At 61.1% G+C, this 23,798-nt stretch carries 19 protein-coding genes and 2 pseudogenes; 13 read left to right on the top strand and 8 right to left on the bottom strand.

From position 1 onward, the window contains the following. Nucleotides 1-5 precede the first annotated feature (5 nt). The 6 genes from otnK (at nucleotide 6) to P3T25_RS30985 (ending at nucleotide 6,675) form a co-directional block, all read left to right on the top strand. Nucleotides 6-1,316: a 3-oxo-tetronate kinase gene (gene otnK / locus P3T25_RS31010; RefSeq protein ID WP_429360702.1), complete on the top strand. Its 1,311-nt coding sequence runs from the start codon at nucleotides 6-8 to the stop codon at nucleotides 1,314-1,316. Next, a complete protein-coding gene (locus tag P3T25_RS31005; protein ID WP_429360700.1) occupies nucleotides 1,313-1,975 on the top strand; it encodes an aldolase in 663 nt (220 codons plus the stop codon). The genes otnK and P3T25_RS31005 overlap by 4 nt, the downstream gene beginning before the upstream one ends. A gap of 92 nt (nucleotides 1,976-2,067) precedes the next feature. Beyond that, nucleotides 2,068-2,856, top strand: coding sequence for a 2-oxo-tetronate isomerase (gene otnI, locus P3T25_RS31000; protein ID WP_429360698.1), 789 nt, complete (start codon nucleotides 2,068-2,070; stop codon nucleotides 2,854-2,856). A 41-nt stretch (nucleotides 2,857-2,897) separates the two neighbouring features. Beyond that, the gene (gene denD, locus P3T25_RS30995; protein ID WP_429360696.1) at nucleotides 2,898-3,878 is read left to right on the top strand and encodes a D-erythronate dehydrogenase; all 981 of its coding nucleotides are present in this window, start codon (nucleotides 2,898-2,900) and stop codon (nucleotides 3,876-3,878) included. Between the two features lie 466 nt (nucleotides 3,879-4,344). After that, a complete protein-coding gene (pcaF, locus tag P3T25_RS30990) occupies nucleotides 4,345-5,547 on the top strand; it encodes a 3-oxoadipyl-CoA thiolase (RefSeq protein ID WP_266239467.1) in 1,203 nt (400 codons plus the stop codon). Nucleotides 5,548-6,102: 555 nt separating this feature from the next. Next, entirely contained in the window at nucleotides 6,103-6,675 is a 573-nt protein-coding gene (locus tag P3T25_RS30985; RefSeq protein WP_429360694.1) for a hypothetical protein, read from the top strand. A 180-nt stretch (nucleotides 6,676-6,855) separates the two neighbouring features. On the opposite strand, the gene P3T25_RS30980 is transcribed toward P3T25_RS30985, so the two are convergent. Continuing rightward, on the bottom strand, nucleotides 6,856-7,236 hold the full coding sequence (locus P3T25_RS30980) for a DUF2917 domain-containing protein (RefSeq protein WP_429360692.1): 381 nt from the start codon (nucleotides 7,234-7,236) through the stop codon (nucleotides 6,856-6,858). 248 nt (nucleotides 7,237-7,484) lie between these two features. Then, complete coding sequence (locus P3T25_RS30975; RefSeq protein ID WP_429360690.1) at nucleotides 7,485-8,489, bottom strand: DUF535 family protein; 1,005 nt, start codon at nucleotides 8,487-8,489, stop codon at nucleotides 7,485-7,487. A 278-nt stretch (nucleotides 8,490-8,767) separates the two neighbouring features. On the opposite strand from P3T25_RS30975, the gene P3T25_RS30970 reads away from it, so the two are divergent. The 3 genes from P3T25_RS30970 to P3T25_RS30960 all read left to right on the top strand — a co-directional run bounded on the left by P3T25_RS30970 (nucleotide 8,768) and on the right by P3T25_RS30960 (nucleotide 11,923). After that, nucleotides 8,768-9,472 carry a response regulator gene (locus tag P3T25_RS30970; RefSeq protein WP_154564641.1) on the top strand — a complete coding sequence of 235 codons (705 nt, stop codon included), beginning with the start codon at nucleotides 8,768-8,770 and terminating at the stop codon, nucleotides 9,470-9,472. 187 nt (nucleotides 9,473-9,659) lie between these two features. Then, the gene (locus P3T25_RS30965; RefSeq protein WP_429360688.1) at nucleotides 9,660-10,583 is read left to right on the top strand and encodes an alpha/beta hydrolase; all 924 of its coding nucleotides are present in this window, start codon (nucleotides 9,660-9,662) and stop codon (nucleotides 10,581-10,583) included. Between the two features lie 209 nt (nucleotides 10,584-10,792). After that, nucleotides 10,793-11,923 carry an ATP-binding protein gene (locus P3T25_RS30960; RefSeq protein WP_429360762.1) on the top strand — a complete coding sequence of 377 codons (1,131 nt, stop codon included), beginning with the start codon at nucleotides 10,793-10,795 and terminating at the stop codon, nucleotides 11,921-11,923. Nucleotides 11,924-11,945: 22 nt separating this feature from the next. Here P3T25_RS30960 and P3T25_RS30955 read toward each other — a convergent pair whose 3' ends face one another. Beyond that, complete coding sequence (locus tag P3T25_RS30955; protein WP_429360686.1) at nucleotides 11,946-14,276, bottom strand: patatin-like phospholipase family protein; 2,331 nt, start codon at nucleotides 14,274-14,276, stop codon at nucleotides 11,946-11,948. Nucleotides 14,277-14,459: 183 nt separating this feature from the next. Then, entirely contained in the window at nucleotides 14,460-15,926 is a 1,467-nt protein-coding gene (locus tag P3T25_RS30950) for a metallophosphoesterase family protein (protein ID WP_429360684.1), read from the bottom strand. 353 nt (nucleotides 15,927-16,279) lie between these two features. On the opposite strand from P3T25_RS30950, the gene P3T25_RS30945 reads away from it, so the two are divergent. Together P3T25_RS30945 and P3T25_RS30940 are read left to right on the top strand one after the other, a co-directional pair. Next, a complete protein-coding gene (locus tag P3T25_RS30945) occupies nucleotides 16,280-17,242 on the top strand; it encodes a hypothetical protein (protein ID WP_211707178.1) in 963 nt (320 codons plus the stop codon). Next, nucleotides 17,239-17,634, top strand: a complete 396-nt coding sequence (locus P3T25_RS30940; protein WP_429360682.1) for a hypothetical protein — start codon at nucleotides 17,239-17,241, stop codon at nucleotides 17,632-17,634. The genes P3T25_RS30945 and P3T25_RS30940 overlap by 4 nt, the downstream gene beginning before the upstream one ends. Nucleotides 17,635-17,717: 83 nt before the next feature. Here P3T25_RS30940 and P3T25_RS30935 read toward each other — a convergent pair whose 3' ends face one another. The 4 genes and pseudogenes from P3T25_RS30935 to P3T25_RS30920 all read right to left on the bottom strand — a co-directional run. Then, on the bottom strand, nucleotides 17,718-18,110 hold the full coding sequence (locus P3T25_RS30935) for a 2-oxoglutarate dehydrogenase (protein WP_429360680.1): 393 nt from the start codon (nucleotides 18,108-18,110) through the stop codon (nucleotides 17,718-17,720). A gap of 61 nt (nucleotides 18,111-18,171) precedes the next feature. Next, complete coding sequence (locus P3T25_RS30930; protein WP_429360678.1) at nucleotides 18,172-20,019, bottom strand: S10 family serine carboxypeptidase-like protein; 1,848 nt, start codon at nucleotides 20,017-20,019, stop codon at nucleotides 18,172-18,174. A 469-nt stretch (nucleotides 20,020-20,488) separates the two neighbouring features. After that, nucleotides 20,489-21,706, bottom strand: coding sequence for a sensor histidine kinase (locus P3T25_RS30925; RefSeq protein ID WP_429360676.1), 1,218 nt, complete (start codon nucleotides 21,704-21,706; stop codon nucleotides 20,489-20,491). 137 nt (nucleotides 21,707-21,843) lie between these two features. Next, nucleotides 21,844-22,053: pseudogene (locus tag P3T25_RS30920) on the bottom strand (MFS transporter); the annotation flags it as partial. Here P3T25_RS30920 and P3T25_RS30915 point away from each other — a divergent pair. Further along, nucleotides 22,037-22,174 (top strand): annotated as a pseudogene (locus tag P3T25_RS30915) (FCD domain-containing protein); the annotation flags it as partial. The pseudogenes P3T25_RS30920 and P3T25_RS30915 overlap by 17 nt on opposite strands. 411 nt (nucleotides 22,175-22,585) lie before the next feature. Continuing rightward, nucleotides 22,586-23,746 (top strand): porin, encoded by a 1,161-nt coding sequence (locus P3T25_RS30910; RefSeq protein ID WP_429360674.1) that lies wholly within the window; start codon nucleotides 22,586-22,588, stop codon nucleotides 23,744-23,746. Nucleotides 23,747-23,798 lie beyond the last annotated feature (52 nt).

Genomic DNA, 23,798 nt, shown 5'->3' with positions numbered 1-23,798 from the left:
CTGCCATGACCACTCCGTCCATACGCGCGCTGCTCGGCTGTATCGCCGACGATTTCACCGGCGCCACTGACCTCGCCAACATGCTGGTGCGCGGCGGCATGCGCACGGTGCAGACCATCGGCGTGCCCGCGTCGAACGATGCCGTAGAAGCCGATGCGCTGGTCGTCGCGCTGAAATCGCGCACGATCCCCGCCGCCGACGCGGTCGCGCAGTCGCTCGCCGCGCTCGACTGGTTGCGCGCGCAAGGATGTCGCCAGTTCTTTTTCAAATACTGTTCGACGTTCGATTCGACCGACGCCGGAAACATCGGTCCGGTCACGGATGCCTTGCTCGACGCCTTGTCCGCTGAGGTGGGCGCAACGGCTTTCACGATTGCCTGCCCGGCGTTTCCCGAGAACGGCCGCACGATCTATCGCGGCTATCTGTTCGTCGGCGATACCTTGCTGAACGAATCGGGCATGGAAAATCATCCGCTGACGCCGATGCGCGATGCGAACCTCGTGCGCGTGCTGCAGCGGCAGACCGGATCGAAAGTCGGCCTTGTGCGTTACGACACGGTGGCAAAAGGCGTGTCGGCAGTACGTGATTCCCTCGATGCACTATGCGGCGACGGCGTGCGAATAGCGATTGCCGATGCGGTATCGGACGCGGATCTTTACGTGCTCGGCGAGGCATGTGCCGACCTCACGCTGATCACGGGCGGCTCCGGCGTGGCGCTAGGCCTGCCCGCCAATTTCCGTCGCGCCGGTTTGCTTGCGGAAGGCAACGATGCCGCGCAATTGCCGCGTGTCGAAGGATGGTCGGCGGTGCTGGCCGGCAGCGCTTCGAAAGCGACCAACGCGCAAGTGGCGGCCTGGCGCGAAACACGGCCCGCATTCCGCATCGATCCGCTGGCGGCGGCGCGCGGTGAGCCGGTGGTCGAGCAGGCGCTGGCCTTTGCGCAGCCGTACCTGGATAAAGCCGAGCCTGTGTTGATCTATGCCACCGCCACGCCCGACGAAGTCAAAGCGGTGCAACGCGAGCTCGGCGTCAACGAAGCGGGACACCTGGTCGAATCCACGCTGGCGTCGATCGCACGCGGTTTGCGCAAACGCGGTGTGCGCAAGTTCGTGGTGGCGGGCGGTGAAACCTCGGGCGCCGTAGTGCAGGCTCTTGACGTGCACACGTTGCGGATCGGTGCGCAGATCGATCCCGGCGTGCCCGCCACCGCGACGACGGACGCCGACCCGCTCGCACTCGCATTGAAATCCGGCAACTTCGGCACGACCGACTTTTTCGAAAAGGCACTGCGTCACCTCGATGGAGGCGAGCAATGACCGGCACACCCGCACTCCACACGACGAACGAAGCACGCGTGCGCGAAGAAATCTGCGTGACCGGCGCAAGTCTCTATCAACGCGGCTATACGGTGGGCAGCGCGGGCAACATCAGCGCGCGCCTCGACGACGGCTGGCTGATCACGCCGACCGACGCCTGTCTCGGCCGGCTCGATCCCGCCGATATCGCCAAGGTCGATTTCGCCGGCAATGCGGTGTCCGGCGGCAAGCCGTCGAAAACACTGGCGCTGCATCGGGGCATCTATGCACGCAACGGCGAGGCACGCGGCATCGTCCACACGCATTCGACGCATCTGGTGGCGTTGACGCTCGCCGGCGTATGGCACGACGACGATGTTCTGCCGCCGATCACGCCGTACTTCGTGATGAAAGTGAGTCACGTCCCCCTGATTCGTTATAGGCGCCCCGGCGACCCGCAAGTGGCCGAGCAGATCGCCGCACTCGCCGGCACCGTTCGTGCGGTTTTGCTCGAGCGCCTCGGCCCGGTGGTGTGGGAGCGCTCGGTGGCGCAGGCGTCGTATGCGCTTGAGGAGCTCGAAGAGACCGCTCGCCTGTGGCTGATGACGAACCCGCGACCCGCGCCGCTCGATGATGCGGCGCTCGAGGAACTGCGAACCGTATTCGGCGCGCGCTGGTAGACGCACACTCCATCGCGAGATCTTGTGCCCGGAGCATGCATTCATTGCTGCTTGCGCACGCTGAACGAAACCGTTTTAAAGGAGTTGCTGCCATGCCTCGCTTTGCTGCCAACCTGACCATGATGTACAACGAGCACGCTTTCCTCGATCGTTTCGCCGCAGCGGCAAAAGACGGTTTCACCGCGGTGGAGTTTCTGTTTCCCTACGATTTCCGTGCCGGAGAAATCAAGGCGCGGCTCGAAGCGAACGGCCTGACTCAGGCGCTCTTCAATGCGCCGCCCGGCGACTGGGCCGCGGGCGAACGCGGCATCGCTTCGCTGCCGGGGCGCGAAGACGAATTTCGTCGCAGCATCGAAACCGCGCTCGATTACACGCGCGTGCTCGGCAATCGCAAACTGCATGTGATGGCCGGTTTGATCGACGCGGATCAGCCGCGGGCAAAGCATCGCGAGGTGTATCTGAAGAATCTCGCCTATGCCGCCAAGGCCGCGCAAGAGGACGGCATCACCGTCGTGATCGAGCCGATCAATACGCGCGATATGCCGGGCTTCTTTCTGAATCGCCAGGATGACGCGCAAGCGATTTGCGCGGAAGTGGGCGCACCGAATCTCAAGGTGCAGTTCGATTGTTATCACTGCCAGATCGTCGAGGGCGACCTTGCGGTGAAGCTGAAACGCGATATGGCCGGCATTGGTCACATTCAGGTCGCCGGCGTGCCGGAACGCCATGAGCCCAATATCGGCGAACTGAATTATCCCTATCTGTTCGATCTGATCGACACGCTGGGCTACGACGGCTACATCGGTTGCGAGTACCGGCCGCGGGCCGGCACATCGGCCGGGCTTGATTGGCTTAAGCCGTATCTGAATGCCGCGCGCTAGCAAGCGACAGAGCAGCCGATAAAGCAAGGACAAAGCACATCATGAAAGTACTGATTACCGGCGGTGCAGGTTTTCTCGGCCAGCGTCTCGCGCGTGAACTGTTGACGCGCGGTTCAGTGAAGGATGAACACGGCAAGCCGCAAGCGATTACCGAGCTGGTGCTGCTCGACGTGATGCACGGAAGCGATTTCGGCGACACGCGTGTACGCACGGAAGTGGGCGATATCGCCGAGCGCAGCGTGCTCGAGCGCGTGATCGACGACAAGACGTCGGCCATCTTCCATCTTGCCGCGATCGTGAGCGGGCAGGCCGAGGCGGATTTCGATCTCGGCATGCGCATCAATCTGGACGCATCGCGCCTGCTGCTGGAAACGTGCCGGCAACGCGGGCATGCACCGCGTGTGGTGTTCACGAGTTCAGTGGCCGTGTATGGCGGCGATCTGCCCGAAGTCGTGCAGGACGACACCGCGCTGAATCCGCAATCGTCGTACGGCGCGCAGAAGGCGATCGCGGAATTGTTGCTCAACGACTACGCGCGGCGAGGTTTCGTCGACGGCCGGGTGTTGCGCCTGCCCACGATTAGCGTGCGCCCGGGCAAGCCGAATGCGGCGGCCTCGTCGTTCGCGAGCGGCATCATTCGCGAGCCGCTGAACGGCGAAGCGGCGGTATGCCCGGTAGCGGGCACGACGCGTTTGTGGCTGCTGTCGCCGCGCAAGGCCATCGAAAACCTGATCGCCGGACTCGAAATCGATTCCACCGCGCTCGGCAACCAGCGCGTGCTGAATCTGCCGGGGATTTCGGTGAGCGTCGACGAAATGGTGGCGGCGCTGCGCGAAGTCGCGGGGGAAGAGACCGCGATGCGGATCGTGTGGCAGCCGGATGCGCGGGTTGAGAGGATCGTCGGCAGTTGGCCGGGGCAGTGGGATCCCTCGCGTGCCGAACGGCTCGGGTTGACCGGCGACCACAGCTTCGCCGATGTGATTCGCGGCTATATCGCCGACGAGGGTATTCAGATCCGCTGATAACGCGCGTGCTGGGGCGGGTATTTCAACGGCATCCCGGACCGGACAGCAGAACGACCCAAAGCCTCGTGCCGACAGGTGTAAGAACACGCTTGCCGGCACGAGCGCGTCAATCTTCAGACCTTTTGACTGGTCATGGCTAAACGCCGCCGGCCTGCAGATATTCCCTGGTCCGAGGCCGGCTTTGCTTGACATGGTTTCGGGCACACGCCTATTATCGAACCTAAGTTGTTCGATATATGACCTTGTGTTCGTATATAGAACAAATGGCCGCAGTCCTGAGCCCATCGTTCACCATCCTGCGCTAAGCTGATCTGTCGCGACGGCTGCCATGTGACCGTTCCCGTTGCGTCAGCCGGGTCGATACCGCAGGGTATCCAGCGCGCGTCACGCGCAAGCGGCCGGCGTCACGAACCGATATCCGCTAGCGGCGCAGCGCATGCAGCACATCAACTGGAGACATCACATGACCGAAGCATTCCTGTGCGACGCGATTCGCACCCCCATCGGCCGCTATGCGGGTTCGCTGTCATCGGTTCGCGCCGACGATCTGGGCGCGGTGCCGCTCAAAGCGCTGATGGAGCGCAACAAGGACGTCGATTGGAACGCGATCGACGACGTCATCTACGGCTGCGCGAACCAGGCCGGTGAAGACAACCGCAACGTCGCGCGTATGTCGCTGTTGCTGGCCGGTTTGCCGCAAGGTGTGCCGGGCTCCACGGTGAACCGCCTGTGCGGCTCGGGCATGGACGCCGTCGGCATTGCCGCACGCGCGATCAAGTCGGGCGAGGCTGCGTTGATGTTGGCTGGCGGCGTCGAAAGCATGAGCCGTGCGCCGTTCGTGATGGGCAAGGCCACCAGCGCGTTTTCGCGCCAGGCCGATATCTTCGACACGACGATCGGCTGGCGTTTCGTGAACCCGTTAATGAAGCAGATGTACGGCGTCGATTCGATGCCCGAGACTGGCGAGAACGTCGCGACCGACTACAAGATCAGTCGTGCCGATCAGGACGCGTTTGCGCTGCGCAGTCAGCAGAAAGCGGCACGTGCACAACGCGACGGCACGCTCGCGCAGGAAATCGTCGGCGTGACGATCGCGCAGAAGAAGGGCGATCCGATCACGGTGTTGCAAGACGAACATCCGCGCGAAACCAGCCTTGAAACGCTTGCCAAACTGAAGGGCGTGGTGCGCCCGGACGGCACGGTCACGGCAGGCAACGCGTCGGGCGTGAACGACGGCGCAGCGGCGTTGCTGCTTGCCAACGAAGAAAGCGCGAAGCGCTTCGGCCTCACGCCGCGTGCACGCGTGCTGGGTATCGCAACGGCAGGCGTCGCGCCGCGCGTGATGGGCATCGGCCCGGCGCCGGCCACGCAGAAGTTGCTGGCGCGTCTGAACATGACCATCGACCAGTTCGACGTGATCGAACTGAACGAAGCATTCGCCTCGCAAGGTATTGCTGTGCTGCGCACGCTCGGCGTCGCGGACGACGACGCGCGCGTGAATCCGAACGGCGGGGCGATCGCGCTCGGCCACCCGCTCGGCATGAGCGGCGCGCGTCTGGTGACCACCGCGATGTATCAGTTGCACCGCACGCAAGGCCGTTTTGCGCTGTGCACGATGTGTATCGGTGTCGGTCAAGGCATCGCGATCGCGATCGAACGTGTGTGATGGTTTAGCGCGTGTGCAGGGAAGCGCTGAGGCATCTTGAGTGTCGACGCTTCGCGTATGGCGACTCCTGTAGCCGCATCATGAACGGCCCCTTCGCTCAGGCGACGGGGCTGCTTTATTTTGCGCAGCGCGTTGATTCACCGGCTATTGAATTGATGTTTAATCGGTGTTAATGCGACTTTATATTGCGTTGCGGCGAATGTCGTCGATAAAAGAATAATGAAACCATCGGGCTGTCATGCAGTATGCGTTTAATGCTTTATGCATAGTATGTATTGTCGCCCTATATAGATAGGTCTGGCAGGTAAAGCAGTGCTGTCAACCCGCTAGACGCCGCTGCGACGCCACACTGCGGCATTTCGCAACATGCCGTTCACTGATTTGAAAATCACAATATAAACAGTCGTAGCTTCTTGTAAGGCATGTACAATCGTTGCGCCGTACCCATTTAGTCATTGTCACCCTGAAGCTGTATGCATTCGTGGCGTTAATCGGCATCCTGCGGTTTCAGATCGCCGTAACGCCAGATCGAACAATTTCTCGAGGAGAGAGTAAATGAAGGCAGCGACGATTGGAGCAGCGTTGATGGTAGCGGCTTTCGCCGCGGCGCAACCGGCGTGGGCGCAAGATGCGATGGCCAGTGCCGCGCAAGGCATTGTCAGCGCGGTGCAACCGGTGCATGTGAAGGCGCAGATCGTCGGTATCGATCAGGGCAGCCGCACGCTCACGCTCAAAGGGCCGGGCGGCAACGCGGTGATCGTGCTGGTGAGCCAGGAAGTCGCGGGCTTCGATCAACTGAAGGTCGGCGATCGGGTGGACGTGCTGTACAAGAATGCGTTGCTGGTGAAGGCCGATAAGGTCACCGGCCCGGACAAGGGCATTCGTGAGCGCGTCGATACGCAAGTGTATGCCCCGGCCTCGGGCGGTTTTGCATCCGCGCGCCAGATCGAGGTGCTCGCCACCGTGCAGAAGATCGATCACAAGAAGCGCCTCGTCACGCTGCGCGGCGCGTATCAGACGCAAACGCTCGAAGTCGGACCGGACGTCGATCTGAAGGGCGTCAAGGTTGGCGATACGGTTCACGCGGTATTCGTTTCGGCAGCGGCCGTGCAGGTGACGCCGCAATAGGCGGCACAGTCAATGTCATGCCAGTAAGCGGCACGCGTTCAAGCAGTATCAAGCAGCCGCGCAACACGGCATGACTGGCTCCTCGCAGCCGGCATGGCTGATCGGCAAACACCCCTCATCGCAGGGGTGTTTGCTTTTGTACGGTACGAAAGTTTGACCATCGAGTCGCGAGGGGGCGCGCTATCGAGTCGCCGGTGCCCCCAGGCCCAACCATGCAAGCCGCCCCAGCCATCGCCTGACGAAACCGCGTCTGGCAGGCAGCGCGCAACTCAACGACACGCGCGCGCTGCGTTCGCTATCCGTGCTGAGCCACACGCGTTCGCCGCGCTGCAGCCGGAACTCGTTGCCCGGTTCGAGCCAATGATCGTAAGGCGAGTTGACGCGCGTGAGCCATAGGCGTGCGCCTTGAACACTGAGCGTGCTGTCGGCGTCGACACGCCACGTCAGCGTTGTGCCTCGCACTACGGAAAAATGCACGACTACTTTCGGCAGACGCTCGTCCGGTTGATATGCAGACAGACTTGAGTCGTCATCCATGCACTGCGGGCTTGCCTGATCCATCTTGCTCTCCGTCATCGAGCCGGCGGACGGAGGCACCTATAAAACAAAAGGCCCCTTCCGTTACCGGCGGGGCCTTTGGGTCTTGTTTGCAGATTCAGACTGCTAACGCGCACATGCTCCCAAACGCCTGCCGATGATGGCATGCATTGTTGGGTTTTTAATCGCGACTGCGATGGAGGTGTGCGTCAACATGCGAATGAGTGTGCCGTTTTGCCGCATGTCTTGTCAATAAAAAAATCGCAATAGATTCAAACGACAACACGAGGCACGCAGGGGCGGCTCGCTTTGCTTGCTGCGACGCTGAGGCGAATCTGCGCGGCGAGTGCGTTTCGCAATGCGTAACGCTTGCGACGGGTTGCGCAGCCGGTGTTGTCGCCCTGGCGTTCGGCGAGATAGCGCGCCGGCGGCGCGAGAACGAACCAGCCATTCCAGCGCGCGAGCGCTCCGCACTCGATCGACAGCCGATCGTAGTCTGCAGCCACGCGACGCTTTCTCAGGCAATAGCGCCAGTTCGTATAGATGTGCGCCTGCTTCGAGACGATGAAGGTGCCGCCTGCATCGAGCGCCGCGGCGACACATTGCGCGAGATAAATCACCAGCACTTTCGGCCGCAGTCCGTACCACCGTTTGGTGAGCGCGCGAAACAGCTCGCGCCCGTTGACCGAAGTGTCCGGACCCTGGACGGAGCCGATGCAAAGACGTGGCCGCCGCACTTTGCCGCCGAGATAGGCGAGGCTGAAGGTGCAGGAGACAATGCGCCGGTCCCGCGCATCGCGGATGCACAAGGTCCAGTCGCCTTCCTTCTGAAACTGTTCGATCGACTCGAGCGACACGTGCCAGCGCTCGGCGCCTACCTCGAACGATGCGATCGGCGCCGAGCCGGCTGAGGCAATGCGCGCGGCGAGTTGCGGCACGCGCTGCTGAGTCAGCGCATGATGATCGAGGCTCGCCGTGAGTCGTTCGCGCGGACTGAAGCGGGTATGGAGGAACGGCCGATGCATGCGTTCGAGCGCGGTGGGATGGCGTCGCACCAGATCTTGCAAGGGTGAGATGGCGCAGCCTTTGAGCCATACTTGCGTCGAACGCCACGACAGCAGCGAGCGCAGCCATAAGCGCAGGCGGCGCCAGCGATGAAACACGCTGGTGCCGGGATAGAGTGCATGAGCGGCTTGCTGAATGACCGCAAAGGACGCAGTGGCTCTCGCGAACCACGGTGAGCGGGCGTGAGCCCCCTGGTTGGAAACGGTCGTCATGGCAGATCCCTTGGCTATTTCAACGAGGCGATGCTAGTGGCGGGGATCGCGCTTCCGTGTCGAATTACTTGAGTGTTTGTCGAGTTTTGTCGCGCGTGTCGCATGATGTGCGGCGCATCCGCTATGCTGTGCGTCGAGCCGCCTCGTCCGGTTCGTTGCCGGCCGGGTCCGCGCCGTGCGGATGCGCATGCAGAGCGGCGCCATCGCTTGCTGGCCGTGCAGCGCGCCGTACCGTTGCCCGCCGCTATTAAATGAGTTAGCCCCGAACGATTCGTCCCATGCCATTCCGGATCCTGCTTGTCGAAGACGATGACCGCCTGTCCGCTCTGGTCGCTGGTTATCTGCGCAAACACGAATACGAAGTCGAGACCGTGCTGCACGGCAACGACGCCGTGCCGGCGATTCTCAAGCGCCGCCCGGACCTGGTGATTCTCGACGTGAACCTTCCCGGCAAGGACGGGTTCCAGATTTGCCGCGAGGCGCGCGAGCAATTCGACGGCGTGATCATCATGGTGACCGCGCGCGATGAGCAGTTCGACGAAGTGCTGGGCCTCGAATTCGGTGCGGACGACTACGTGCACAAGCCTGTCGAACCACGCGTGCTGCTCGCGCGCATCAAGGCGCAACTGCGCCGCGTGAGCGCACGCACGCCGGAGACTGGCCGACCGGAGAGCTATACCTTCGGCAAGTTCGAGATCAGCCGGGCCAGCCGCACGGTCAAGCTGCCGGACGGCAGTCTGCCCGATCTGACATCGGCCGAATTCGATTTACTGTGGGCTTTGGTGAGTTGCGCGGGCGAGGTGGTGAGCCGCGACGAGCTGATGCGGCAACTGCGCGGCATCGAATTCGACGGCCTCGACCGCACGATCGACGGCGGCATTTCCAAGCTGCGCCGCAAGCTGCATGACGACGCCGGCACCCCGCAGCGCATCAAGACGATACGCGGCAAGGGCTATCAGTTCAGCAAGCTGGCGTGGGATTGAAGACGCATGCGGCGGTTGCAGTCGCGGTTGAGTTGCGGTTGCAATTCGGCTGAGTCGGCATTGAGTTTCAGTCGAGTAATACGTCGAAATATCGGCCGACAAAACTCCACAAACGCGGCAGCAAATCGACAGTCATGCGAGACGGGGATGATTAGCATCGCAAGCTTGTGTAATGACAGGCTTATCGATGTCCGCTCGCGTTTCCCCACTTTCCCGCCATGCCGTGTTGATGATTCACGGCTTGGGTGGCACACGCCATGATTTCGGCGCGCTCGACCGCAAGTTCGAGCAGATCGGTTGCGACGTACATTTGCCGTCGCTACCGGGCCACGGTTCGAACCCTGACGCGTTGAGCCGTGTGACGTTGAGCGACTACATGCAGTTGCTGAGCCGCACCTACCGCGAACTGGTCAAACGTTATGAGCGAGTCGACGTGGCGGGCATTTCGATGGGGGCCTTGCTTGCATTGATGTTGAGTGCGCGCGAGCGCATGACGACAGGGCGCCTGATTCTGCTCTCGCCGCCGTTATTCCTCGACGGCTGGGGCGGTTCACGCCTGCGTCCATTGCGCTACCTGATGTATTGCGTGCCGGGCCTGCGCCGATTGATTCGCGTCCCGGAGGGCGAGCCGTTCGGCATCAAGAACGCGCGCATACGCAACCTGATCCGCCGCCACCTGCAGAAGGGCAGTGGCGTCCACTATCCGTATGTGCCGTTGGCGGCGATCGAGCAGGTGGACTGGATGCGCTTCGCGGTGAAGCGAGCCCTGAGCCGCGTGACATGCGAGACCCTGGTCATGCATTCCGAGGAAGACGAAGTGACGAGCATCCGCTCCGCGGAATTCGTGTGCGAACACTTGGGAAGCCGCGCCGTGACCTTCGTACGCTTGACCGACAGCTACCACATGATCACACTGGACAACGAACGAGACACGGTAGCTGAGCAAACCCTGGCATTCGTACAGAGGGCGTCAGGGACGAGCGGAAGAGCAAGCAAACAAACGCAGCCCAGCGCAAAGCAAACCACGGTGCCGCACCGAAGGAACCGAGCTAAACTGCCGCTTGGTTTCAAGAAATACTCTTCGGCGCGCGCAGCGCCGCCGAAAGTATGACGCCCTTGTCACTGGCGTATGCAGGTGCACGAACCCAGATTCCAGATGCACCACTACCCTGCGTAAGCTACCGTGCCCACTTAGCAGGAGTGGTTTGAGCCGCTTTCTTTGCTTATCTTTCTTTGCGGCGGCAAAGAAAGTAAGTGCCGCCCCGCACAGGGGCAACACTAATAGACCACAACCGCATTAAAGAAATCGAAGAGAAAAAAATGCCACCCCCAGCGGAGCAAAAAAAACTAACTGCCTATCGCTATGGAAAATGGCGCTGGCACCGTTTCCGCCGCTCGTGGACGGACACAAGGGCGGACAGAATCCCGAGCTGGTCGAGGCTATACCTGCGTGTCTACACGCGCCTCCTGACACTGACAGTGCTAGTACTAGCAGCGTCGATAGCAACCCTAGCCCTGACACTAAAAACCTCACCATCAATCTGGCAAACCCTAACAACAGCAAAAGCGTCAATACCAATCGCATTGGCAACCCTACTGCTACCAGCAGTCACCGCCTACCGCTGGATGCGTCCAGTCTGGCTAGACCTGGTAATGGTCCGCGAACGCGCAATAGACTTCACCGGCGGCCGCTTCAACACCCGCGCCCGCGAATCACACAGCGTCATAATCGGCCCCTTGGCCCGCACACTAAACGCCCTGGCCGAACGCATGGAACGCCTGATCGCCGCGCAGCGCGAACTCACCAACGGCATCTCCCATGAATTGCGCACACCCTTGGCGCGCGTACGCTTCGCGCTGGAAAATCTCCGTGAACCCGCGTCCGCGGCCGAATACAACAGCGCATTGGCGAGCATCGACCAGGACGTCACCGAGCTCGACGAGCTCATCGACATGAGCCTGACCTACGCGCGCCTCGAATACAGTTCCCTGCAATCGAACCTCGAATCCACGTTGCTCACGGCATGGTTCGACAGCCAGGTCACCGACGCCACGCTGCTTTACGCGGACAAGCAACTCGTCCCGCAAGCAGACGTCGACGCATCGCTACGCGTGGTGATGGACAAGCGCCTCATGTCCTACGCAATGCGAAACTTGCTGCGCAACGCCGGTAAATACGCACACTCGCGGATCATGATCGGATTGAGCGTCAAGCATGGCAATGTGGAAATCTACGTGGAAGACGATGGCACAGGCGTGCCACCCGACCAACGTGAACGCATTTTCAATGCCTTCGTGCGGCTCGATCGTCAGACTGGCGGCTACGGGTTGGGTCTCGCGATTACGCAACAGGTGCTGCGCGCCCACCATGGCCGGATCGCCGTGACTGATCCGTTGACGCTTGGCGGAGCACGCTTCGAAATGAGCTGGCCGGTGGGCACGGTGGCGTGAAACACACCGTACCCGCGCAGCTTCAATAGGTATGTCCCAACTGGAAGTAAAAGTTATGACGGCCGCCCGGTGCGAACGCTACGCCCAGATAGATCGGTCCGAATGAGCTGGTCATCGCGGTGAAGACCGTCACGCTGCGCTTCAGCGGCCCGCTGCCGAACTGCGAATCGCGGTTCCAGACGTTGCCGGCTTCAAGGCTCAGCCCCGCAAACAGACCGCGAATCGGCGACGCATTGAACGTGGCAAGCTGATTCATATAGGTGATCTGACCGTACGCCATCGAGTTGCCGGACAGTTGGTCGGCAGCGTAGGCCGACAAATGCTGGAAACCGCCCAGCGTGAAGCCGAACGGATTCGTCAGATTGGTGCCGCCGAAGTCGTTACCGGCTTCGATGCTCGCGTTGATGCTGTGTCGTCCATAGCTTGCCGCGACAAGGCTCTTTCCGTATACCTCGGTGAAGCTGTCGCTGCCCGCGAACAACGAACGTTCCACGCGTAGTTCGCCGAAGTAACCTTTGCGGGCAAACAGCGGATCGTCGAGCTGATCGATCACGAGGCGTGCGCGTGCGCTAAGCTGACGCCCATAGATATCGGGGAACAGCAGCGGCGAGTTAAACGCATCCTCGAGCGGCAAGTTGTATTGCGGCGACGCGAAACCATGCGCGTAGGCCACGCCGATACGGAAGTCGCCGAGACGGGCGAGTGGTACGCCGAAGTCGATCCCTGCGCGCTCGGTTTGCAAGCTGTATTGCGTGATCTTGACGTTGCCGGAGTCGTCGTAGAGGTTGGCATAGCGACGCTGAAACTCGAGATAAGGCGCCACGTAATAGCCGAAAGAACTCGACAGCGGCTGCCGCAGCTCCGCGTGCAGGTCGATCAGATCGCTGCCGACGGTCCCGTCCACTCGCCCTTCGAGCCCTGACGAGGTGAGCCACGGCCGGCGATAACCGAGATGCAGCCGGAAGCCGCCTTCATCCGTCGAACTGCTCGACAAACCCAGCCCGAACAGCAGGAAATTCGGTCCCCACAGCTTCTGCTGTGCGGAGACAATGAGCGTGTGCGCGTCGCCGTCGTCGACGAGTTGCTGGCTTACGCTGTCGAAGTCGCCCGCGGTGGTGAGCGCCAGCAGGTCCTTATTGAGCGCGACCGGATCGTAGACATCGCCGGTTTTGACATGCAGCGCGGCGCGAATGCGTGCCACAGGTACGGAGCCCTGCGAGGCGATCTCGATCTGCGTGATCCGCACCGGATGCATTGCGGGCGCACCGTGCCGGGCGCGCCACGCGGCGTAGTCGGCGGGCGAAAGCGCCAGATGCTGAAGCTGCGGCATGGCCGCGCGCGTGGCAGCGGCGCCGGCGGCGATGGCCTGGCTCGCATTGGCGAAATCGGTGAAACTCAGCGAGCCGAGCGCCGGTTCGATCAGGACGTCACCGGTCTGCAACTGTTCACGTTGCCGCGCAACGTTCTGGTGAATCAGAATGCCGATCATTTGCTGCATCACGTCGGCGGGCGAAGCCAGCGCATCCAGTGGCCGCAGCGGCGAGCCGATATCGACCGCGATTACGACTTTCGCGCCCATGTCGCGCGCCGTTTCGATGGGCAGATTGCTGACGATGCCGCCGTCCACCAGCGTGCGCCCGTCGATATCGGCCGGCGCGAACAGGCCGGGCAATGCCATGCTGGCGCGAATTGCCTGCGGCAGCGAACCGCGATCGAGCACGACCTTCTGGCCGGTGCGCAGATCGGTTGCGATCGCGCGATAGGGGATCGGCAGCCGGTCGAACGAAACGTTGCCTGGCACGGCGGACGTCCAGTCCTGCAGCAGCGCTTGCAAACGATTGCCCTGGACGAGTCCGACCGGCAAGCGGAAACCATTGGCGCCGTAGCCGAGCGAAAGGCTGTTCACATACAGCCGCTCGTCTTCACGACGCGATTGAGGCAGATCGGCACGCTCGGTGACGTCGAACGCGATGTCCGCGAGATTGATGCCCGCGAGGCGGTTTTGCATGTCCTGCGCCGTCATACCGCTCGCGTACAGGCCGCCGACCACGGAGCCCATGCTGGTGGCGGCGATGCAATCGACCGGGATGCGGTTTTCCTCGAGCACCTTCAGTACGCCGAGGTGTGCATAGCCGCGCGCGCCGCCGCCCGACAGCACGAGACCGACGGAGGGGCGGCCGACAGGCCCGGCTTCTGCGCTGCACGCGGATTCGGCTGCGAGAGCGGGGCGTGCGAAGGTGGCGATCCCACACGCCAGCAGCACCACGGTGCAGCGCAAACGAAGAACGATGGGCTGGCGACGCGTGTGCGCCGCCGTTTGTTGAAGTTGTTCGCTCGCCAACGCTCGACTCATCGGTTTTGATGCAGAAAGAAAACCGAGAGATTACATGGTTTTGCCGCGGTAAAAACAGGTGATTTGGTGCAAACGCGCGTTTGCGGAAAAACGTAGTCCTGATGCTTTTTATCCTGCATCGCGGCGCCATACGTGTTGTGACCGCGAGCGCGGTCCCTGAAACATGTCCCGCGTTCTTCGCGGCTAGCGACGCATCAAAGCTCGCACGGCCCTGGCCGCCATCGGATGCCCCAAGTCTGATGCAACGAAATGAGCCACTTTGCGTTCGGCGAGGTTGATCGTTACGTAGTCGTTCGGCGCTTTCGTGTTGAGGCCGTCGGACGCCGAGTGATACTCGATACGCAACTGCGTCGCGGTGACGACCACGCGCAGATAGCCGTAGTTGGTGTCGTCATAGTTTTCCAGCACGACCTGATCGGTGGTGGCCGACGCCGCCTGCATGATTTGCGGCGCGCGGATGGCGGGCGCACCTTGTGCGGCGAGCTTGACTAAACCGTGTCCGCCGTTACCGCACACGAGGTAGGGAATCTGCGTGCCGTCCGCATTTCGCGTACGCGTGAAGCGCTGATAATTGTGTGCATGGCCGGACAGAAACGCATGTGGCCACACACCGTTGGCTTCGCACACCTTGTCGATCTGCGCCAGCATATCGACGCTCGATCCGTGTCCGCCTGCGCTGTACGGCGGATGATGATCCGCGATCAGCAGTGCGCCGGTGAACTGCTCGGCTTTGACGCGCTTGAGCGCGGCGTCGAGAAAGTCGAGCTGAGTACTCCCGATCTTCGGGTCTGAAATCACACCGGGATCTTCGAGCGTATTGCTGTAAATCACCAGCACGCGCACGAACGGCGCCTCGAGCGTGAAGAAGACGCCGGGCTGGATTTGCGCGGTGCGCGACAAGCCGCCGGTTTCTGGCGTAACGGCGAACGTCTCCGCGCAAAAATTTCGCAGGAATGCAGTGAGACTCGCTGCATGCGCTTCCGGCGAAACCATCCCGTCATGATTGCCGGCGCAGGCGAGGATCGGCGCCGGATAGTCTCGATACGGTTCGTAAAACTGATCGTAATAGTACTGGCTCTCGCCAAAGCTATAGACGACGTCGCCGAGCAGCAAGGCAAATTGTGGCACCTCGCTGGCGTTGGCTTCGTTGAAATCGGCGGTCAATTTGTCGGCCACTTCGTTTTGGGTGGCCGGACCTTTCGTATTGCCGCAATCTCCCAGCGCGTGAAACACCAGTTGTCCGGCGGCTGTGATCCTGTCGATGGCGGTTGCGTTGCCGCCCATGACCTCGGCCAGCGTGAGTCGGGGCTCGACGCCGCCTCTCGGCGCAGGAAACGGCAACGGAAACAGTTTGTGCTCCGCATTGAGCTTGTCGATTTCCTTGTAGGCCGCATCGTCTGATGGATGAGGCACACGAAACACCATCGGGTCCGCGGTCGGTTGGGGCTGTGCGAACACGGGCTTGTCCAGCATCCGGGAACGGAGTGCCGTCGCGCCGACGGTCGCCACGGGCTGGTTCGAGCCGCTGGCGAGCGCAGTAGCCTTTTTGCCGGATGCCGCTGCCTTGCCGGGCGACTTTCGTTTGCCTTCTGCTTTCGCCGTGCTTTCTTTCGCCTTGGCTATGGATTTCGACTCGCGTTTTGCCGACATGAGCACCTCTTGAGGAAGAGTAAGCGGGGGATACGCAAGCGGCTTTCGCCGTTGCGTTCATCGAACCCTACGACATGCGTATTTCGGAAAAGTGTCGTGGCGGTGTCGACGCTGGCCTGCTGACGCGCTTGCGCCCCACGCGCGACACGGGCGGAGGCTGCCCTGAAACAATTTATGTCAGCTTATGTCACGGCGCCTCCGAATCGCCCGCAAAGCCTTGCCCAGCGGGCCTCTGCCATGGTGAAACAGGGTGACATATCTTCGCTGCTGATTAAATCCAGGCGTCCTTCTATAGTCCGTTTGTCGCCACGCCGCAGTGAGCAGAAGTGGCCCGAAATCAAGAAGGACATACCGTGAAAAACTGTTCGTTCGTCGTCGCAGCCACCGCCGCTTCCCCTGCCTCCGTGACACCCGCCGCATCCGTACGTGGCGCGCTGCGCAAGCTCGCGCTTACCGCAACCGTTACCGTGCTCGCGCTCAGCAGCGCTTCCGCTTTCGCCTGGTCGCAGCACGGCACCGCCTACACGTCGCGTGGCACCTATAACGGCGCGCGTTACGGCTCGTGTGGCGGCGGTAGTTGTTCGCATGCTGGCGGCGTGGCCGGCCCCTACGGCGGCGTGGCGACCAACACCGGCACGGTGACCCGCAACGCGCCGGGCCAGTTTTCGAATTCGGGCACCGCGACCGGACGCTACGGCAACCAGGTCCAGCACGCCGGCGACACCAACTGCGCGGGCGGCACGTGTTCGCACACCGGCACCCTCACCGGACCCGACGGTAAAACAGCCACGACCTCAGGCGATGTGACCAAAACCGCGCCCGGCCAGTATTCGTCATCCGGGTCGGTCACGGGCTCGAACGGCAACACGGTCAACCACTCGGCATCGACCAACTGCGCGGGCGCGTCGTGCTCACGTTCCGGCACGGTGACCGGGTCTGATGGCGGAACCGTCAATCATTCCGGCACGGCAACGCGTGTAGCACCGGGCGTCGTTACAACGTCGACGAGCACGACGGGCACGCATGGCAACACCGTGACGACGAGCGGAACGGTCACGACTACCGGCGTCGTCACGACGGGCAGCACGACGGTGGTGGTTGCACCGAAGCCGGTTGTTGTCGTACCGCCTCCAGTCGTTGTTCCGCCGCCGGTTGTGTATGTGCCGCCGCCTCCGGTTGTCTACGTTCCGCCGCCCCCGCCGCCTGCTGTGTATGTCGCGCCGCGTGTTGTCTATGTGGCTCCTGCACCGCGCCCTGTCGTGTGGGTGCCGGGGCACTGGGTGGGGAATGTGTGGGTGCCGGCGCACTGGTCATGAGTGAAAACGTGCGAGCGAGAACCGGCGAGGAGGCCGGCCGGACCGGTCCGCAGTGGATGAGCGAGGGGGGAAGTGCTCAGGCGGTGCGGCCCCGTTTCAACGCGGTATGCACACGGACGCTATGCAAGGTAGGTGTGTTGGCAACGATGATCGTCGCAATAGGGATGGCGATTGCAGTCGGTGAGGGCGTCGCAAGCACCGAAACACCTGCTGTGCACCGAGCGATTGAACCTGAACAGGACTGTTCGGCGAAATACGCAGCGTTGCTCGACCTCGCCGAATTGGCGAGACGTGACGGCAAGTCGTCCGAAGTTGTGATGCGTGGACTGAGCGACCGCGGCGGCGCAATGGGCGACTGTTTGCCGACTGGCGGGAACGCCCGGGCGAGGTAGACGTGCGAATGGCCGGAGCGGCCATTCGCACTTGTCGAAAGCGCTCTTCCAAAGAAGAAACGCCAAGGGCCCATGACCTGCCGCTAACGACCTTGCTGCTGCAGATACTGTCTGACGTCGCTCATGGTCACACTTCCTTTGTGGCTCGTGTCGATCTGATCGAAGTGCTTGGCGACGTAGCCGAGCCCCGCGGTCTGAGCCTGCGTTTTCGTGACCGCGGCGCCATTGCTGAGGGCCGTGTTCGCCCCCAGTCGCGCTTCAAGCCGCTGCTGGGCTTCCTGCTGCAGTGCCGTGCCGGTCGTCGGCGTGACGGGAGCAGCACGGTTTTGAGGAAAGAACGGACCATCGACTCCCCTGGCCCCGTTTGGCGGCGTCGCCGGCGCTACCGCTTGCGGCGGTAACGCATGCGCGCTGCCAATAAAGCAGCCGAGGATGATCAACGGGGAGACACGCCGCAACATATCGAAAAGGGACATGATGACTCGCATTGATTGAGTGAATAGAGTATCGCGAACGAGGCACATCGCGTCAGTTCAGTCAGGGTGCCGTGACTTGCGCCGTGGCAGTAGCGGTCGGCTGACTGGCGGGGCTCTCGTCGCGCCACGGCGGCGGCAGCGTCCAGAGGGCGAGCGCATCCGGAAGCGGCGTGCCGCGGTAGAACCGCACCAGATCCCGTTTCATCAGCGGACGGGCGACGTCATCCAGATAGATCATATGTCCGCCCTGGAAGAAGTTGACCTGCAAGTCCGGATTCAGACCGGGTACCGTCTGCAGCCGTGCCAGTTGCTTCTCGGTATTGAAGAACGGTGTGGCCAGATCATGAAAGCCGTTTTCCGCGAGTACCTTCAATTGCGGGTTGAGTGTCAGCGCGCCCAGCAGATCCGGGATCGTGTCGGGCAGGGGCTGTCCATCATGCGAGAAATCCCATACCTGGATGATGTTGTCGTTCAGCGGCAAATAGGTCGCGTTCGGCGCCGTGTACCCCAGGTAGTCAGGCATCTGCGTAGCCAGAGCCGTGGTGAACGGCTGGGAGATCAGGATGTCGGACGGGTCCCCGTCGTTTTGCAGACGCGGATCCGAGTTCGGCAGTGACACGCGTCCGTCGTACCGGCCGATCGTCGTGCCTGGTATGAGGCTCGTCGAGAACGGGTTGGCGCCGAAGTAGCCTTGTAGCGCCTGCAGGGTCAAACTGGATGGCAAGGTCCACGACTGAAGCGTTTTCGCATTGGGAAACACCGGCGTACCCAGGGCGTCCGGTATACCGAGCTGACTGAGCACCCACGACTGCGAATACCGCCTGAACTTGTTGTATTCGTTCGTGACGAACAGGCTTGCCTGGTATGCGTACAGGTCCTGATTGAGCGGTGCCGGCGACACCTGGTTGTAGTAAGCCGCGACTTCCGCGTAGCCGGGGAAATAGCCGGCCAGCGTATCTGTATCCAATGCCAGCGCGCTCGTCGAGTTCGTGATGGCGACGGCCTCGATCGCATCCGCGAAATAGTTCAGGATTGCAGACTGAAGAACGATGCCGGTCAGATGCACGCCGGCCGATTCGAGTGCCAATGCGAGCATGTCGGTGCGCGGCGTGCCATACGACTCGCCGTACAGATAAATCGGCGAACTGCTGCGGCTGTTGACCGTCAGATAGCGCTGGATAAAGTCGCGCATGATGTTGACGTCCGCGTCGGTCGTCCAGTACTTCTGGTTCGTATTCGGCAGAATCGCCTCGGAAAGACCTGTTCCAGGCGGGTCGATGAAGACCATGTCCGTGGTGTCGATCAGGCTCTCCTTATTGTCGACGAGCGGATAATTCGGCCAGTTCCCGAACACCGGGTCGGGCGTCGCGACTCGCGTCGGCGCGAACGACCCGAGCCGCAGCCAGATGGAAGAGGACCCTGGGCCGCCGTTGTAGACGAACGTGACAGGTCGCGGCGAGCCGTTCGTACTCGGCACGGTGTATGCGACGTAGGACATCGAGGCTTCGGGGTTGCCGCTCGAATCGGTGGCCGTCAAATGGCCGGTCGTGGTGGTGTAGTTGATCGGTGTTCTGCCCTGGGTCCACTGGTAATGCATGACTGCAGCTTTTTCGGAGGCTTGAGCCGGTGCGAGGCCATCTGTGGCATTCCCCGAATAGGCGACCGGGTCGATATAGGTTTGATTGGCCGTTGGCGTTTGCGACTGCGCGGCGGCCTGCGCGCTGAGTTGCTGATTCGCTGCGGTCTGCTGCATGCTCACAGCCGTGCCGGAGGACGAACCGCCGTCCCCTCCGCCGCATCCGTCGAGAAGCAGGATCGCGACCGTTAATGTTCCCAGGCCCGTTCCCAGACCCGGCAGCCTGCTGTGGCGATATTGGCTTTTGCCGGAAAGACGCTCGTCTCGTTTCATCTCTATCCTTGGTGGTGGGTTCAGATACCGTTTCACAAAGGCCGCTATCGCCGATGAAAATATATCGGAGTTCGAAATATTAGTGATGCATCGTCGGCATGCAGCGGTGAGACCAACTTACTTCAAAGCGCATAGATTCAGATCTCTATGCAGTATGCGTAGAATAACTAAATATCTGGATTGGATATTCCGGTTCTTTTCGGGGCATATTTCCGCAATCGGAAATTCGTATATTGGCGGCAGATGAAAAATAGGTGACGCCACCTGCGTTTGTCAAGGATGTACCGGATTTCCGTAATTGCAACTTCGGGAAATTGTGCTTGAAGTCGCGTAAGAGCGGGCCAGTCCGGGCGTCGCGCGCGTGTGAGTTAATCGATTATTTATTACGAGGTTAAATATGTTTGTTTGTTAATCGTAATAATTAAAATGTACTGATCATCCGGTTCTGGCGCCGGATGCCGGCAGGGGGTTATTCGGCTTCGGCCTGCATGAGCGGGAACCGGATTTCGAACGTCGTCCCAACGCCTTCGTGTGACGCAAAATCGATTTGACCGTTCAGCACGCGGCAAAGCTCCTTGACGATCGCGAGGCCGAGGCCCGTGCCAGGAATATCGTCGCCTGCAGCACGCTCGAATTCGTCGAAAACGCGGTTCGCGTCCGAAGGAGCGATACCCACGCCGGTATCCGACACGCGAATCGACCAGTGCTCCGCATCGGCCATTGCGAAGGCAAGTTCGATCTCGCCGGACTTCGTGTACTTCGTCGCGTTGGAGAGCAGATTGACGGCAATCTGCTTAAGCTTGAGACGACTGGACGTGACGACGGATAGCGCCGGATCGAACACTGTGCGCAACTTCAGTCCTTTGGCCTCGATGGCCGGGCGCGAGGAGGCGACGAGCTCATCGTAAAGCGCATGCAGCTCAACCGGCTCGAATGTGTTCGGCGTGCCGTCGCCGAGCACAACGGAGTACTCGACCATCTGGTCGACGAGTTGCTTCATGTCCGAGGCCTGCCGGTTGGCCAGCGTCAGCGCCATATCGGCCTTTGAAGGCGCCCGTTCGATCAGTTGCAGCGCAATCGAAAACGCGTTCAGAAAATTGCGCAGATCGTGGACCACGCTGCGGGTGATCTGCATGCGCGACTCGTACAGATCGCCGACCAGCCGCTGTTTGAGCGTCAGTTCGTGATTGGCGCGCTCGAGCCTGCCGGTGTACTCATCGATCTTGCGGTCCCGTTCGCTGACCACCTCCTTGATCGACGTGAGCGTCACCATGCTGAGTGTTTCCGCGATCAGGCGCCGCGCCCGTCCTTCATGGCGGCGCGTGAACGTGCTGTCCTGGTCGGCGAATTCTTCCAGCGCGTCAGCGAGCACCTGATGGAACAGATCGAGTTCGCGCACGAGTTCCTCGATCCGGTAGCCCTGACGCCAGCGGACCAGGCCGTGTTTTCTCGCATCGCGTTCGATCGCCGGCTCGACGCGTTCGAGATCTTCGACGTCGAGCGCAAGGCATAGTCCTTCGAGAAGGTCCGGCAAGTGATCGGCGAGCTGTTGATAGGTGAGCTTGTCCGCTTCGACGAGGTCGACATCGCCGAAAACGGTTTTCATCCATTGCGCGGTCAGGCGCGTCCGCTGCTCGCGAACGAAATCGGCAAATTTGCGCAGCGGGCTAACGCGTGTTTCGGTCATATTGGCTACATCGGGGTGAAGTTTCTAACAGAAGTTTCTGCCCCATTATGGTCGCAATTGCTGATTGTGGAACACGCTCTTGCGTAACCCGGGCCAGATGAACGCGAGGCTCAAGCCAACGGCGCCGATGTTGTTGTTCAAGCGGCTTCGTGTCCGGCAATCTTTGCCGTTCGGGCGCGTGGGAGTGAAGGTAACGGTTCGACCTTACCGACAACGAACAGATACGACAGGGCACCGACCACGCATAGCGAGCCCGCAACCATCAGCGGAATCACTAACGAACCCTTTGTGATCGCCAGCATGACCCCGGTAAACGTGGTGATGAAAATGCCGGCGATGCGTGCGGCGTCACAGGAAGATCATCAGCGTATCTTTGCTGCCATCATGGGCCGCGATCCGGCGGCGGCGCGCGATGCGATGCAGGCGCATCTCGCGCGCGTGGTGGGGGAGTTTACTCAAGCCTGGCGAGAAGCTTGCGCGCCTTTTACGCTTGATGTGGCACGTCTTCTGAACGTGCCATTTGCGTGTTCTTTTCGCACCACGCAATTTTTTATTTTTGACGCGGAATTTATTTTCGCCGTCATATGATTGCACTGTTCGTTTTCGGCAGCGCCTCGCAAGATGCGCCTGTGTAATTCAATTGAAAACCATGCTGTAGTCAGCACGCGCTATCGACACGTTATTCAATGCGCCACACGCAATAATCAACAAACAATATCGGATGTTTTCGCAATTCGCACGGCGCCGGCCTGCGAATGCGTTGCCTATCCGTTGCCTATGCGTTCGTAGATCCTGTTGGCGGCCAACGCGCTAGCCAGTGGGAGTCGAACGCACACAATTGATTACGTCCATCATCGCTCAATCACGGAGCCAACAGTTATGAAAAAGTCTTTACTCGTGGTCGCGCTTTCCGGCGCCTTTGCTATTTCGGCGCATGCGCAAAGCAGCGTGACGCTCTATGGTCTCATTGATGCAGGATTGGTCTACACGAACAATCAGGGCGGCCATAGCAACTGGCAGGAAGTGAGCAGCTCGACGCAAAACACGGTCTTCGGCCTCAAGGGTACGGAAGATCTCGGTGGCGGCTTGCATGCGGTCTTCAAGCTGGAGCAGGGATTCCTGCTGAATAACGGCGCCCAGGCTTTCTCCGGCGATGGTTTCGGCTCTCAGGCGTGGGTCGGCTTGCAAAGCGATCCATACGGCACGGTGACGTTCGGCCGCCAGTTTGACGTGATGAACGACCTGGTCGGTCCGCTCACGGCGGAGTTCAACACGTGGGGCGGCAACATGGCTGCGCATCCGTTCGAAAACGACAACCTTGCTGCCAATTCGGTCGTTTTCAACAACACGGTCAAGTACACGAGCCCGACGTTCAGCGGCGTCACGTTCGAAACGATGTATGCCTTCAGCAATAAGGCAGGCAGCTTCGCGAACAACCGCTCATACGGCTTCGGTGTTTCCTATGCGCAAGGGCCAGTCAATCTTGCTGCTGGATACCTGCAATTGAACAACGCAGGCAGCGCAGGCGGCGCCGTTACCACGGGCGACACCAGCGCGAACTTCCTTGCGCAACGCCAGCGTATCTGGTCGCTGGGTGGCAACTATACGTTCGGACCGGCTACCGTTGGCCTGGTGTGGAGCCATACGCAGATGGACAACGCGTCGGGCGTTTTCTCGTTCGGAACCGGCACCTACCTCGGTGCGAACGACGCTTCCGCCGGAACCCTGAGTGGCTCGCTGCGCCTCGACAACTACGAAGCGAACGTCAAGTACGCGCTCACGCCTGCGTTGACTTTATCGGGCGCGTATACCTACACGCATGGCGCTTATAACGGCTCGTCGCCGGGATGGAATACGGGGATGCTTCAGGCCGACTATTCGATCAGCAAGCGCACCGACTTCTATCTTGAAGGCGTCTATCAGAACGTGCACGGCGCACCTGCTGATTCCGTGCTCTCGCATGCCATGATCAACACGCTCTCGCCTTCGTCGTCCAATACGCAAGTAGCCGTTACGGTGGGGATGCGTCACGCATTCTGATCGGCCTCGCGTCACGCGACCCGTTATGCCGGATGCCTGCACTTTGGCAGGC

Origin of the sequence: Paraburkholderia sp. GAS32, from assembly GCF_050434225.1 — a bacterium.
Lineage (GTDB): Bacteria > Pseudomonadota > Gammaproteobacteria > Burkholderiales > Burkholderiaceae > Paraburkholderia > Paraburkholderia madseniana.
Note: the sequence above shows the minus strand (reverse complement) of the source record. Positions and strands in the feature narration are given on the sequence as shown.

Bases quoted from the DNA above. Each gene is read 5' to 3' on its own strand.
- otnK (WP_429360702.1), top strand. From the start codon at position 6: ATGACCACTCCGTCCATACGCGCGCTGCTCGGCTGTATCGCCGACGAT.
- P3T25_RS31005 (WP_429360700.1), top strand. From the start codon at position 1,313: ATGACCGGCACACCCGCACTCCACACGACGAACGAAGCACGCGTGCGC.
- otnI (WP_429360698.1), top strand. From the start codon at position 2,068: ATGCCTCGCTTTGCTGCCAACCTGACCATGATGTACAACGAGCACGCT.
- denD (WP_429360696.1), top strand. From the start codon at position 2,898: ATGAAAGTACTGATTACCGGCGGTGCAGGTTTTCTCGGCCAGCGTCTC.
- pcaF (WP_266239467.1), top strand. From the start codon at position 4,345: ATGACCGAAGCATTCCTGTGCGACGCGATTCGCACCCCCATCGGCCGC.
- P3T25_RS30985 (WP_429360694.1), top strand. From the start codon at position 6,103: ATGAAGGCAGCGACGATTGGAGCAGCGTTGATGGTAGCGGCTTTCGCC.
- P3T25_RS30980 (WP_429360692.1), bottom strand. From the start codon at position 7,236: ATGGATCAGGCAAGCCCGCAGTGCATGGATGACGACTCAAGTCTGTCT.
- P3T25_RS30975 (WP_429360690.1), bottom strand. From the start codon at position 8,489: ATGACGACCGTTTCCAACCAGGGGGCTCACGCCCGCTCACCGTGGTTC.
- P3T25_RS30970 (WP_154564641.1), top strand. From the start codon at position 8,768: ATGCCATTCCGGATCCTGCTTGTCGAAGACGATGACCGCCTGTCCGCT.
- P3T25_RS30965 (WP_429360688.1), top strand. From the start codon at position 9,660: ATGTCCGCTCGCGTTTCCCCACTTTCCCGCCATGCCGTGTTGATGATT.
- P3T25_RS30960 (WP_429360762.1), top strand. From the start codon at position 10,793: ATGCCACCCCCAGCGGAGCAAAAAAAACTAACTGCCTATCGCTATGGA.
- P3T25_RS30955 (WP_429360686.1), bottom strand. From the start codon at position 14,276: ATGAGTCGAGCGTTGGCGAGCGAACAACTTCAACAAACGGCGGCGCAC.
- P3T25_RS30950 (WP_429360684.1), bottom strand. From the start codon at position 15,926: ATGTCGGCAAAACGCGAGTCGAAATCCATAGCCAAGGCGAAAGAAAGC.
- P3T25_RS30940 (WP_429360682.1), top strand. From the start codon at position 17,239: ATGAGTGAAAACGTGCGAGCGAGAACCGGCGAGGAGGCCGGCCGGACC.
- P3T25_RS30935 (WP_429360680.1), bottom strand. From the start codon at position 18,110: ATGTCCCTTTTCGATATGTTGCGGCGTGTCTCCCCGTTGATCATCCTC.
- P3T25_RS30930 (WP_429360678.1), bottom strand. From the start codon at position 20,019: ATGAAACGAGACGAGCGTCTTTCCGGCAAAAGCCAATATCGCCACAGC.
- P3T25_RS30925 (WP_429360676.1), bottom strand. From the start codon at position 21,706: ATGACCGAAACACGCGTTAGCCCGCTGCGCAAATTTGCCGATTTCGTT.
- P3T25_RS30910 (WP_429360674.1), top strand. From the start codon at position 22,586: ATGAAAAAGTCTTTACTCGTGGTCGCGCTTTCCGGCGCCTTTGCTATT.